Below are 13,166 nucleotides of genomic sequence, written 5' to 3' on the forward strand. Positions count from 1 at the left end.
AAGGTGTAAACTTAGGAACCGCCGTATACCGAACGGTACGTACGGTGGTGTGGAAGGTCGGCTACTCAACTAATGAGTAACCTCCTATCCGATTGTGAAAAGAAGGGGACTGAGTTAATAGGTTGTTTTTTTCCTTCCGGAAAAAAATGGTCTTGTAAATTAATTACTAACCTGATAGTATTTAATTTGTGGTAGCATTCAAATTATATTATTAGAATCAAAGCAGGTATTTAGATAGGAGACTGAAAAAGTGACGAAAAATAAATTTCAACAAAAACGGGAGCATACCTATCATAAATTGTTAGAAGCAGGAATGGATGTATTTTGTGAACAGGGGTATGCAGCTACGACTCTTGAAGACATTACTGCACGTGCAGGTTATACAAAAGGCGCCTTTTATGTACATTTCAAAAACAAGCAGGATTTTTTCTTTCATTTATTGGGTCATCAAGGGTTCTTTTTTAAAGAGGAACATAGGGAAGCTACCCAAATTGTTGGAGAAGACTTCAAGCAAACTGTGTCCTATTGGGCAAATGAGGTGCTTTCTCGTTACATTTCTTCAAGGTGGACATTGGTATTTTATGATTTTTATATACAAAATCGTCATGATGAAAAAGTCCGAACTTATTTTCGTGAATATCATTCAAAGTGGGCGGAGGATATTGCTCTTATTATAAGAGGTTTACAAAAGAAAGGCTGGGTCACCCGGGAGAAAGATGCCAAAGATTTGGCTATTCGCTGTTATGACATCATCACAGGTGGCATTATCCATCACCATATGGATGGAGAGCCGATTGATGTAGATAAGATGACAGAGGCGATACTCGCTTTGCTGAAGTGATTTTTTGATGACTAGATGGTTAATATGCATTTCGGTTTACTTTTTTCTAAAACCAATAAATTCCAGTATTTCATTCGGTAATGGGTACAGAAGAGTTAATTGCCTAATTAAATACTAATTAATTAGTATTTAATTAGTATTGCTTGAGAAAGTGAGTCACTCCATACCAACTGGTGAAGGACAGGGGAGGATTTGTGGCTTTTAAGGTACAGTAGTGGAAACGTATGCGAATGATCGCAACCCTACATTCAAACCGCTGCAGGGAGCAGGTTGATCTAGAAGATATGACCGAGGCGATACTTGCACTATTGAACTAAGGATTGGAGGGTACAAAATGAAATATGAAGAGTTTCAAATCGGGCAGGTGTATCAAACCAAACCATACACGCTTACGCTAAAGGAAATTGTTGATTTCGCACAAAAATATGATCCTCATTATTATCATGTAGATGAGAAAAAAGCAGAGAAAACAGGTTTATTCAATGGCATTGTTGCCTCTGGTATGCATACGATGTCCATTATTAATGGAGAATGGGTCAAATTGGGGATTGTCGGGGAGGACATGTTAGGAGGAATGGGGATAGATGCAAAATGGATAAAGCCGGTATTCCCCAATGACACGATTTCAGCAGAGATTAACGTTTTAAACAAAAAGATATTGGATGATCAAAGGGGACTTATCACCTTACAATTTACAGGTTTTAATCAGGCACAAGAGATTTGGGCTAAAGTGAAAATTCGTATTATTGTTTCGAGAGTTCAACAACTTGCTGAATCTTCTTCATGTACATAGATCACCTTGAAGGAAAGGGAAGGGGAGTTCTGATGAAAATGAAAAATAAAAAAACCCCGTATATGGCAGTGATTGTGATTATCGCGTTATTAATGGCCAATATTCCACCTGTAGAAGTGAATGCCAATGATGAGAACTTTGAATACATCGATAATGGGGATGGGACGGCCACGATTACCGGGTATACGGGTCCTGAGGGCGTCGGTATTGTCATTCCCTCTGAATTGGATGGGTTGACCGTGACGGAGATTGCGGATGGGGTCGATCTTCTTACGGGTGTGTTCTCTCATAAAAACTTAACAGCAGTTGTCATTCCAGACAGCATCACAAGCATTGGGGAGCATGCATTTAACGATAATCAACTCACAGAAGTAACGATCCCTGACAGTGTGACAAGGATTGGGAGGAGTGCATTTCATAATAACGACCTTGAAGCGATCATGATTCCGGAGAGTGTCACAGATATGGGGATTGCTATATTTCGTGGAAACCAACATACATCTAGTTCCTTTACCATTTACGGTTTTACAGATTCAGTAGCGGAAACGTATGCGAATGACAGCTACCATACATTCAAACCGCTGGACACACCTCCGAGTGTAGACATTCAATATGCAGGTGAGGCGGTCGCGGATGAACTGCAAGTCTTCCTGCAATCTTCAGGGGAATTAGAGGCCTTCTATAGTCATGATACTGATATAGTGGAGATTGACGAAGTTGCTTGGGAAGTGGATGGAGAGCCGGCAGGAACGGGTGATACACTGTCACTGGAGTCTTATACAGACACGCTCGGAGAGATCCAAGTCACTTTAACAGTGGAAACGAATTATGGCATGACGGCTACAGCAGAAGTTACGGTGGAGGTTGTCCCGGAGTTTGATTACAGCCTCAACGATGACGGCGAAACCGCGACGATTACAGGATATAATGGTACCCCGCCTCAGAACCTTGTCATACCAGATGAAGTAAATGGGTTGACCGTGAAGGAGATAGGGGTCTCAGCCTTTGCGGACAACAATCTGACGGAAGTGGTGTTGGGCACCGGTGTGGAGTCGATTGGGGGCTTAGCCTTTAGGGGTAACAACCTGACGGAAGTGATCATTCCAGACAATGTGACGGAGATCGGGTATGGCGCCTTTCGGGATAACGATCTGACAGACGTGATCATCCCAGTCAACGTGGTGGTTATAGGGGACACTGCCTTTGCGAATAACGATTTGACAGACGTGATCATTCACAATCCTGATGTTACGTTCGGCAACTCTGTGTTTCAGAGTAACGCGGCTGATCTGCGGTTGGTCGGTTATCTGGACTCAACGACAGAGGCGTATGCCACTGCAAATGGTCACGATTTTGTCGACATTACAGGCTTGGATTTTACCTATACGGACAACGGCGACGGGACCGCGACGATTACAGGGTATACGGGTTCTGGTGCGGATATCGTCATTCCCTCCGAATTGGGTGGGTTGATCGTGACCAGGATTGGGGATGGAACAGGACCTAACGATAATGCGTTTGATTCGCTCGATATTGAAACACTAGTACTTCCAAATACGCTAGAATATATCGGGGATTGGGCTTTTGCGAATAACAGCCTAACATCCGTATCCATCCCTGATAGTGTGACGGTTGTCGGAGAAGGTGCTTTTCAAGAGAACAACCTGACATCTGTAGACATTCCTGATAGTGTAACGAAGATTGATGGTGGTGCTTTTAGAGAGAATAACCTAGAATCTGTAGACATCCCTGATAGCGTGATGGAGATTGGGTGGTATGCTTTTGCTAATAATAAGCTGACATCCGTAAATATTCCTGAAAGTGTGACAGTGATTGAGATGGCTGTTTTTAGTGATAATAATTTAGAAAGTGTAAGCATACCCGATAGTGTGACGGAGATCGGGGAGGAGGCTTTTCTGAGAAATACTCTAACCGACGTCACCATTCCTGACAGCGTGACGGTGATAGGGGAATTTGCTTTTGGGCTTAACGACCTGACATCGGTAGTCATCCCCGATAGTGTGACGGAGATATGGAGGGATGCTTTTAGGGACAACAACTTAACCGAGGTCACCATTCTTAATCGTGCGGTACAGTTTGTTGGTTCTCCATTTGGTTCTAACGATGCCCTCACCCTATACGGTTGGGAAGGTTCAACTACTGAGGATCATGCGAATGAAAGGTATAACTTTATTCCCATTGATATCGCAGGGTTTGACTATACGAAAAATGATGATGACACAGCCACTATTGACGGTTGGAACGCTGATTTTGGCGATGTACCGAGTGATCTAAGGATTCCCGATGAAGTGATGGGGTTGACGGTGACTCATATCCGGGATGGAGCAACTTTTAATGAGGGTGCTTTCGAGAGAAAAGATATCGAAACATTAGAACTTCCAGACACGTTGGAATATATCGGTAATCGGGCATTCGCATATAACGATTTAAGAGACATAGAGGTTCCTGACAATGTAACAGAAATTGGGAGATATGCATTTTCGAACAACAATTTGACTGGAGTCATCATTCCTGATAGTGCGCTAAGGATTGATGTTAATGCATTCGCAGACAACAATCTAACCGAAGTTATCATTTCTGATAGCGTACTAACAATTGGTCAATATGCATTCTTTACTAATAACTTGACCGAGGTGGTTATTCCTGATAGCGTCACACATATTGAAAATTATGCACTTGGAAGGAATGACCTTACCAAAGTAACAGTATTAAACCCTGATGCTATTTTCGATAGTGATGTATTTTATGAAAACTCTTCCGAACTGATACTGTACGGATATGAAAATTCAACAACAGAGGACTATGCGGATGAGCAGGAGTATGCCTTCATTGCGTTGGATTTTGCTCCCGATGTCGGGATTATGTATGACGGGGAGGAAGTTGATTCGGTTCTTACTTTAGACTATGAAGAAAGTGGGCAATTGCAAGCTGCATACAGTCACCCGGTAGCAAATATTGAAAAGGTGACATGGTTGGTGGATGGTGTAGAAGCGAGCACGAATGAGACATTAGATGTATCGGACTACACATCGCCCCCGCAAACCTTGGGGGTGACGTTACAAGTTGAAACGGAGTATGGGGCAGTGGGTACAGCAAACATTACCATCACGGTTGCTCCTCCGGTGCCAGCGCAACCGAACCTATCGGTGGACAATACGGAAGAGACGGAGATTCATTTGAGCTGGGATCCTGTGCCGTATGCGGATGAGTACATTTTAATCCGTGACGGTGACGAAGAAGTGTACCGAGGCTCGTCTCCATCGTATGAAGATACGGGATTAGAACCGGATACCATCTATGAATACTCCCTGGTTGCTGTTAACGCTAGTGGAACGAGTGAAGCGTCGGAAGCGAGTGCACGAACGGACTTGCCGGTGCCAGCTCAACCGAACCTATCGGTGGACAATACGGAGGAGACGGAGATTCATCTGAGTTGGGATCCTGTACCGTATGCAGATGAATACATCTTGGTCCGTGACGACAAAGAAGTATACCGAGGTCCGTCAACCTCGCATGTTGATACAGGGCTTGCTCCGAATACGGATTATGGTTACCGTTTGGTGGCTGTGAACGCCTCCGGAACGAGCGAGGCAGTCGAGGTCATGGCAAAGACAGCTTTGCCTGTGCCGAGTAACCTGGACATCACGTTGACTTACGCGGACGGCAGTTTATATTCTCCCAGCGCATGGACCACCCAAAACGTGACGGCAGCCGTGTATGCTTCCAATGAGGATGGCCTGCCTGTGGATATGTTGTTCTATTCTCTGAACAACGGTGTTGATTGGCAAGCATATACCGCCCCGCTTGAATTTGCCACCGAAGGGGTGCATGGCCTGCTCGTGAGTGCTCAGGACGACGCGGGTAACGCAGTTGAAGCGGAACGGACAATTCGGATCGACCAGACCCCTCCGTCGGTCCATTTCGGCACCGATGGAAATGAATCCTGGTCCACCTACGCAGAGACGAAGGTGACCGTCACCGACAGTCCGGCTGACGCCAACAGCGGCGTGGACGAATCCAGTCTGCGTTATGCATGGACGCAAGATTCGTCTCCTCCGGACGCCGGTGACGCAGATTGGCTACCGTTTACCAGCGGCGACAACTTGACGAAGAAGGATGCGGACGGAGACTGGTATTTGCATATTCAGGCAGCGGACGCAGCGGGCAACGAAGTGCAGGCGACGACGAATCGTTTTCGCTTGAATACGTCGGAGAGAAGCTCTTCTGGCGGTGGAGGCGGAGGGTCAAGGCCGTCGAACAGCAGGTTCATTGGAAGTAACGGTGCCGTGATTTCCTTCGATGGTGGTGAGGTCGAGATTCCCGCTGAAGCTTGGCCACGCTCCTTCCGTTTAACAATCGACACCATAGATGAGGAACAATTGCCAGACACGTTGCCATTAACGGATGAGGAGCAACTGGTCAGCAAGGTCGTCACTCTGACCAAGGATCAGGATGGACCTTTTCAGGACGCGATCACCCTCACGCTAGATCTTGAATCGTTCGGCTCGAATATGAATCATGTGCTGGAAGACTGGACGATTAGCCTGTATTGGCTCGATGAAGAAGCAAACGAGTGGGTGGAACTGGATAACATTATCATCGATGAAGAGCAAGGCACGATCAGTGGAGACATCGATCATTTTACGAATTTTGCCGCGATCGCCCGTCCTGTTGAAGCAGCAGACGAACCGAATCATCCAGATGAATCGTTTGATCCGCGGGAGTCGGAGGACGATGGTCCGCAGATGGCCTTTTCTGATTTGGACGGACATTGGGCGGAAGAAGAGATTTATCATTTGGTGGCGCGAGGGGCGATACAAGGCTATCCCGACGGTACCTTCCAACCGAATCAGACGATGACGCGAGCGGAGTTTGTGACGATGGCGGTTCAAGCCCTGAATCAGGAAGGCAAGGGAGTAACGGATAGCACGGAGCGAACGCACAGCACGGTCTTTACCGACAGTGAGCATCATTGGGCACGGGAGTCGATTTCCGCTGGAGTCGTGCATGGCATCGTGTCGGGCTACGACGAAACAACTTTTGGGGTGAACGATCCGATCACGAGAGAACAGATGGCGCTAATCGTCCTGCGGGCGATGAGGTTGAAAGCAGAAGCGAGTGAACCGATGACATTTACCGATCAGCAGGAAATTTCGGCTTGGGCCGTGGAGGCGGTCGCCGTCCTGCAAGCAGAAGGGGTGATGACGGGCTACCCGGACGGAAGCTTCCGACCACAGCAGGAAGTGACCCGCGCAGAAGCAGCCATCGTCGTCAGCAAGGTACTGAACGTGCTGCAGAATGAAAAGGATGGTTAACCTGTTATTCCTGAGGCGAGACAAGGCTAGTCTGGCATCCAGGTTGAAAAACACTTGCATGAGGGGACCTTCGGGTTCCTCTTTCTTTTGTGCAGAACTACAAGTGCATGCTCAGTCTGAAAACACTTTAGTGAGTAGTTCCTGTTTGCACGTTGTTTGCGTCAAGACGTTGAAAGGACTCTCACCGACTGACTTTGTGAAGTCAACTATAGAGACAGTGAAACCATCCGGGACGCACCTTTCGTCACCAAGCCATAACTCTTCACTACAAAAGCTCGTCAAACCCGTCTGCATAGCTATTAGGATGCTCCTTTATCGATGGAGGCTAAATCATCCGGTCATTTTCTGCAGCCTTTACTGCCTGAACGCGGTTTTTGACATTTAATTTTTTAAAAATGCGATGCAAGTGACCTTTGACAGTACCTTCCGAGATATGCAGTTGTTCGCCTATAGTACGATTCGAAAAACCTTGTCGAATACATTGAAGGATTTGAATTTCGCGAATAGTTAGTGCATCTTTCATTTTTGGATTTTCACTGATAACTTTAAGGTCTTCGTTTCTCCCAAGTTGTAATAACTGGCTGCAATAACGTTGTAAATAATCGGGAAGCTCATCTTGAACTTCATTAATCGAGAGAAAAACAAGCGGATCATGATCAAGAAATAGTCGTTTATATCCATTTTTCCAACCGATTTCTAAAGCGCTTCTTATATATAGGCGGGATTCCTCATGCCTCCCCAGTTGGATGGTAGCAATGGTTTGCAGTATTCTTCGTTCCAGATGAACACCAGAATTTTCCTCCAACGATGCAGATGTCAGCATACGTCGCAATAAGTTATTGGCTTCCTCCGTTTCTTGAAATAAGATCAACGCTCTGGCAAACATGAAAAATTCAAAGCTTGTCCACTGGTGCCAGTAGATGGGCAATATTTCTTTTTGTTCCGATAACCAGTCCGCTGCATCCTCTATGTGTCCCTCTTGTAAAAGGATGTAAGTTCGCACAGCTTGACCAATTCTTCTCCAAATAGGAATCGAAGTCTGCAAGGATCTGTAATAAATCTCCTCAGCCATGAAATGAGTTTCCTTTTGCCTGCCTTCGGCTTGATCACAAAGAAGCGTCAGCCATAAAGCAGGAATGGAAAGTCCAGGTTGCTGATGGTTAGATCCGGCACATTCCCATACCTTGTCAAGCTGCCCTCTCGTAGGCATTATTTGATTCTTCTCATATAAAGCCTCAGCTAAAGCCAAATGGCGGAAAGGGAGATTATATGGATTAGGAGGTTCAGGCCCAAGAGTCTGCTGTTCGATCCTGTTTATATCGCCATTGAAGGTCATCGCTTGACGAATGAATGGCAAACTCCCTCGATTAAGGGTTACATGAGGGCTCTATATATCCTCGGGTGCACGAAAAGTGAAACAATGAGCTGATCCGGAAATCCGATGAAATAATGCCGTTGCCTCTTTGTCTTGTGATATTACATTATAATCCAACCCCTTAAACCCTTTCCGCAATAAGTCATAATCCTGTACTTAAAGCATCTCAGGAGCCATTTTCTTTATATATTGCAGCGCTAATATAGGCAGACCAGCTTCTAGAGCAGTCTCTACGGCCTCCTTCATCAAGCCTTCTTCGTTTAAAAATAAAGCTGCCCTTTCTTTTATGCAGGTGTCTGTTTCTTGGAAAGGAGTGAATCGTTCCTTAATAATTGCCTGCACAATGGGGGTGAAATCGATAGAGCCAGCGATTTCTAACATTTGTTTTACATAACAAACAATGCTGTTCAAGCAGGAGAATAAGTGAATGCACTACTTTCTGGATTAATTTCTTGGCAAAATCAATCGTGAAGTAAGGCGTCACGCATAATGGATGGATTTCTGTCCAGATCGCTTCGGGTATATGTTGAAGCCACTCCCCGAGAACATAACCCTCCAAGGATGGCGTGATTCTGTCCATACTATCCATCAAGACACCTTGATCGGAGCGGTTATGTTGAACTGCCAAGTGGAGCAAAGCAGGACAGCCGTCTGTTATAAAGAAGATGTCCGACAGCTGGATTGCATTCATTTCGATTTCAGGTTGCTGGTAAAACCAAACCTCGCTTTCCTCATAAGAAAGCTTTAAATCCTTTGAAGCCAACTGAAACTGCTTGTGTAGTAAGTCAGAGCAATTGGATAAATACGGTAAAGCCTCTCTCGACAGAAAAATGAATTTAGTCGAGGATTCGCTGTGCAAAATCCAATCTTTGAGTTCAGCTAGTGCTTCTGGATGATGCAAACGGTGGACGTGATCCAATACGAATAGTACGTGAGGGGTCTTGTGATAGTTTAATTGTGTTCTGAACAGAGATTAGGTGAGTTTCTGTGGGGAAATTCACGAAGCAACGTTAACCACGAAATAAAACGGAGCGAAAATGGTCATTCATTAGGGAAGGATGGTAACATGCTAACAAACAAACGATTGTACAGGGCTTTTACTATTGGAATTTTGCTGACGCTATTTGTCTCAATACCGGGTTTAAACGAGAAAGTTCAGGCGGAGGCAAGCGCAGAAGAGATAGAAATTTACGATGCGGCGGATCTCGATAATATCCGAAATGACTTGTCCGGCCATTATATCCTGATGAACGATATTGACTTGGAATGCACAGAATGGAAACCAATCGGAAAATGTGAAGATGGAACTTCCGATTACAGAAATCCATGTGAGATCACGGATGAACGGTTCTCCGGTATTTTTGACGGCCAAGGGTATGAAATAACGAACCTTTCTATCACTACGTATAGAATAGAAAAGTTGGTTTATTTTCGGCTACAACTTCGGAAAGCAAGAGCAAAAATGTAGGCGTAACGAACGTAACTATCAAAACTGGAGCTGATCAGCGCAATGTAGGTGGTTTGGTTGGCATGAATGAAGGCAAGATCGAGAATGTAAATACTTCTGGGACGATTCACAGCGAGTTTCAAGATGTCGGTGGACTGATTGGCTATAATGAATCAGGAGGAGAAGTGACTATCTCCCAGTCTGCGGCAAATGTGACGGGAAGTCACTATGTTGGTGGATTAATAGGAAGTAATAGAGAAAATGTTTCATACAGCTATGCTACAGGAGACGTGGCGTCAGATGGAGATGCAGGCGGGTTGATCGGCAATAATAATGATGGTTCTGTTTCATATGTTTATGCGACAGGTGATGTGACGTCAGACGGAGATGCAGGTGGATTAATCGGTTTAAATAATATACCTGTTTCCTTTGCATACGCGACAGGGGAGGTTGAAGGCGTAATGGTAGGGGGCTAATTGGTTATAACAACAAAGTGGAAGTATCAAACGTTTATGCGACAGGGAATACTAATGGCACAGATAAAGCGGGAGGCTTGATTGGTTACAACTGGGGCAACGCTTCCCATTATTATGCTGGTGGAGGAGTTACGGCAGGTGATATCGCTGCTGCGTTAGCTGTGAATGTAGGGTAGGTATCTTTCTCTTACTGGAATAAGGAAACCTCCGGAGTGAATGTAGGAGCTTATCAATTTAGTAGCGATCATAGTATAAAGGATCAAGTTGTCCGTTTGGAGATTGCGGCTGAGATGAAAAGACAATCCACTTATGGACATCTGGATTTTGCTGATACTTGGACGATGATCGATGGGGAGTCTTATCCCCGGCTAATTGCAGACTTTACCGCCAATCACTTGTCTGCTTTAACGATAGAGGATGCCCAAGGAACTGCAACTGCGATGTGGGATGCAGCGTTTGACCAAGGGAACCATTCGTATACGGTGACCTTTGATCAGGCAGTCGAAGAGGTGGTCTTTGATGCGCCTCCTGTTCATTCTGCCGCAGAGGTTTGGATCAATGGGGAGAAGATGGAAGGGTCGGTTACGAAAAAAGTCGGTGCGGGAGACAATCTCTTTGCGCTGGACGTTTATTCGAATCAGACAGAATTTGTGGGTAGATATGAAGTAACCATCAAGGTACCCTCGAAAATAACTGAACTGGTCATACCAGATGGGAAGTATGGGATTGGGGATACATTGAAGTTTACTGCAGTCTATGACACGCCTGTTACGGTGGACGGCACCCCGACTTTGCCGGTTTTGATCGACGGAAATACTTATTTGGCAAGCTATACAACACAGCCGGAAACGAATCAGCTTCAATTTGAGTATGTGATCGAAGAGGGGATAAGTGATTCGAGTGGCATTGAGGTTGGAGCGATCATACTCCCGGAGCTTGCTCGCATCCTTGCTAACGGGATGGATGCTTCGCTGCAACTGCCTGTGAGCGATACAAGCGGAATAATGATCGATGGCATTTCGCCGACCATTGATATCGGGATGAAGAGGGCCTACGGCCAAACTTATGTGGCTGACACTTGGTCAAACCAGGAAGTGACAGTCACGGCGATTGTGTATGATGATTCAGGGATTTTTTCCTTCGTATACTCATTGGATGGTGGCGTCACCTGGAGTCCGTATGACTCACCGATCAAACTGAAGGAGGACGGTTCCTATTCGCTTGTGTTGAAAGCCATGGATATCGCAGGCAACGAAACAACTGTGCAACGTATCGTTAAGGTCAGCTCAAGTGGATTAAAGCTCACCCCAACACTTGAGCTGGTACACGAGCGGCGACTGGACAAACTTGAGTGTGACGGCAAGCATCGATGCGAAGACAGGTGTAAGTGGCATTGACCATATCACCTATACATTGAATGGTGGAGCCCCTCAAGCCTATCAAAATGGAGATCCGATTACTATAAGTGCTGAAGGGGAGCATATGCTAGTGTTTGCGGTCACCGACAAAGCGGGCAATACACTTGACTCATCCATTGCGATTCACATTGACAAATCTGAACCGACAGTTACTTTTGGTACAAATGGAACGGAGAGAGGGTCAGCATCGGCACGGACAGCAGTGAATGTGTCGGATGATGCTAGTGGTCAAGACCCAACATCTATAAGGTATTTATGGTCACCCAATACAACAGCCCCTACATCAGGCTGGACTTCATTTGTAGATGGAGAGATATTGACAAAAAGTGGTGTAGATGGTGATTGGTATTTGCACATTCAAGCGAGGATCGGGCAGGCAATACGGTTGAGACCCATTCCAATCGGTTCCAATTGTATACACCTTCTGGTACCGGGAACACAGGCCGTAATGATTCATCAGACAGCAGTGCTGACGACTTTTCTTCACCTTCTTTAACGATTGAACTAAGCTTCAACCCAGACGGTGGAATAAACCTCCATGTCGATCCATCTGCGTTTAAGAAGATAACGTTGGAAGACGGCGTCGCGGAGGAAAATTTCTTTCTTTCGAAAGAGATGATGAATGAATTGATAGCACATTTGGCAGAGGGAAAGAAACCTTATATCACCCTTGAAATCAATAACACAGAAGAGGCTGTACAGATGCAGTTTCCGGCGGGTTCATTGGGGGTAATGTTGGAATCTTACCTGGAAGCGGTGTTTAAGGTGATGCGGAATGTCTCCAACTTCCAGCTGCATGAGAATGCTCTTGTTCTGCAGGGATTGGGCGAGCAGCTTGGTGTAGAGATGGGGGATATGAGTGTGTAAAGTTGGCTATAAGCATTCATATTTTTAGTCTTTAGCTTTTCCCGACAGACGACTCCCTATGCAATCGCTTCAAAAGAATCTTAAAAATGAAGCGATAAGACTTCTAGGGGATAGCCTAATCCATAACTATCGGTTGCGCTAGTGTTCTTTGGAATCTCCATCTTCAAATTTCGCAAGAAAGTAAGGTGGAATAGTTCAAATATCAGGAAAAGTTTCTATCCATTGTTGCTGGCTCTTTTTAACTTAACTCTGCAAATAAATTTCCGTTGTACTCTCTTGCATATGACCGATCGCTTTCATGATATCTCTCGTTGGTACTCATTGCTGACCAATGTACTTACTGGATTGACTCTAGTGGGGTAGCCCGCCGGTTAAAGGTCACTCCACCAACCATAAGTCTATACAACATAAGAAGGGAAACTGGCTGTTGAACATTACAGATGAAAAGATCGGTATTTTATTCCGAACAAAGCAATTGTGAATTGGGAATCCAGTACTATCAAAAATAGATCAACAAGGCTTTCACAGGGTCTTGTTTTGTAAGTGTCTTATTTCAGTCTTTCCTAGAAGTTAGTTAGTAAAAATTCTATATTACGGATAACCAAACATTTAC

Annotated in this window: 10 protein-coding genes and 1 pseudogene; 9 read left to right on the plus strand and 2 right to left on the minus strand. The window is 45.2% G+C overall.

The window, feature by feature from the left end; genetic code table 11:
• Positions 1–250 precede the first annotated feature (250 nt).
• From ABMB67_RS21150 to ABMB67_RS21160, 3 genes are all read left to right on the plus strand, one after another.
• The gene (locus tag ABMB67_RS21150; RefSeq protein ID WP_354573220.1) at positions 251–841 is read left to right on the plus strand and encodes a TetR/AcrR family transcriptional regulator; all 591 of its coding nucleotides are present in this window, start codon (positions 251–253) and stop codon (positions 839–841) included.
• Between the two features lie 334 nt (positions 842–1,175).
• On the plus strand, positions 1,176–1,634 hold the full coding sequence (locus ABMB67_RS21155; RefSeq protein WP_251194736.1) for a MaoC/PaaZ C-terminal domain-containing protein: 459 nt from the start codon (positions 1,176–1,178) through the stop codon (positions 1,632–1,634).
• 32 nt (positions 1,635–1,666) lie between these two features.
• Positions 1,667–6,970 (plus strand): leucine-rich repeat protein, encoded by a 5,304-nt coding sequence (locus ABMB67_RS21160; protein ID WP_354573221.1) that lies wholly within the window; start codon positions 1,667–1,669, stop codon positions 6,968–6,970.
• Between the two features lie 325 nt (positions 6,971–7,295).
• Here ABMB67_RS21160 and ABMB67_RS21165 read toward each other — a convergent pair whose 3' ends face one another.
• Positions 7,296–8,327, minus strand: a complete 1,032-nt coding sequence (locus ABMB67_RS21165; protein ID WP_251194734.1) for a helix-turn-helix transcriptional regulator — start codon at positions 8,325–8,327, stop codon at positions 7,296–7,298.
• A gap of 343 nt (positions 8,328–8,670) precedes the next feature.
• Complete coding sequence (locus tag ABMB67_RS21170) at positions 8,671–9,108, minus strand: hypothetical protein (protein ID WP_251194733.1); 438 nt, start codon at positions 9,106–9,108, stop codon at positions 8,671–8,673.
• A 303-nt stretch (positions 9,109–9,411) separates the two neighbouring features.
• Here ABMB67_RS21170 and ABMB67_RS21175 point away from each other — a divergent pair, with 303 nt between their 5' ends.
• The 6 genes and pseudogenes from ABMB67_RS21175 (at position 9,412) to ABMB67_RS21195 (ending at position 12,553) form a co-directional block, all read left to right on the plus strand.
• Positions 9,412–9,813 carry a hypothetical protein gene (locus ABMB67_RS21175; RefSeq protein ID WP_354573222.1) on the plus strand — a complete coding sequence of 134 codons (402 nt, stop codon included), beginning with the start codon at positions 9,412–9,414 and terminating at the stop codon, positions 9,811–9,813.
• 17 nt (positions 9,814–9,830) lie between these two features.
• On the plus strand, positions 9,831–10,268 hold the full coding sequence (locus tag ABMB67_RS21180) for a GLUG motif-containing protein (RefSeq protein WP_354573234.1): 438 nt from the start codon (positions 9,831–9,833) through the stop codon (positions 10,266–10,268).
• A gap of 17 nt (positions 10,269–10,285) precedes the next feature.
• Complete coding sequence (locus ABMB67_RS21185) at positions 10,286–10,444, plus strand: hypothetical protein (RefSeq protein ID WP_251194731.1); 159 nt, start codon at positions 10,286–10,288, stop codon at positions 10,442–10,444.
• A gap of 165 nt (positions 10,445–10,609) precedes the next feature.
• Positions 10,610–11,665, plus strand: a complete 1,056-nt coding sequence (locus tag ABMB67_RS21190) for an OmpL47-type beta-barrel domain-containing protein (RefSeq protein ID WP_354573235.1) — start codon at positions 10,610–10,612, stop codon at positions 11,663–11,665.
• Positions 11,622–11,729, plus strand: a pseudogene (locus ABMB67_RS23485) (hypothetical protein); the annotation flags it as partial. The gene ABMB67_RS21190 and the pseudogene ABMB67_RS23485, both read left to right, overlap by 44 nt.
• Positions 11,730–12,028: 299 nt before the next feature.
• A complete protein-coding gene (locus ABMB67_RS21195) occupies positions 12,029–12,553 on the plus strand; it encodes a hypothetical protein (protein ID WP_354573223.1) in 525 nt (174 codons plus the stop codon).
• Positions 12,554–13,166 lie beyond the last annotated feature (613 nt).

This window comes from Halalkalibacter oceani, assembly GCF_040544555.1.
Classification (GTDB): Bacteria; Bacillota; Bacilli; order Bacillales; family Bacillaceae_D; genus Halalkalibacter; species Halalkalibacter oceani.

Bases quoted from the DNA above. Each gene is read 5' to 3' on its own strand.
- ABMB67_RS21155 (WP_251194736.1), top strand. From the start codon at position 1,176: ATGAAATATGAAGAGTTTCAAATCGGGCAGGTGTATCAAACCAAACCA.
- ABMB67_RS21160 (WP_354573221.1), top strand. From the start codon at position 1,667: ATGAAAATGAAAAATAAAAAAACCCCGTATATGGCAGTGATTGTGATT.
- ABMB67_RS21175 (WP_354573222.1), top strand. From the start codon at position 9,412: ATGCTAACAAACAAACGATTGTACAGGGCTTTTACTATTGGAATTTTG.
- ABMB67_RS21190 (WP_354573235.1), top strand. From the start codon at position 10,610: ATGATCGATGGGGAGTCTTATCCCCGGCTAATTGCAGACTTTACCGCC.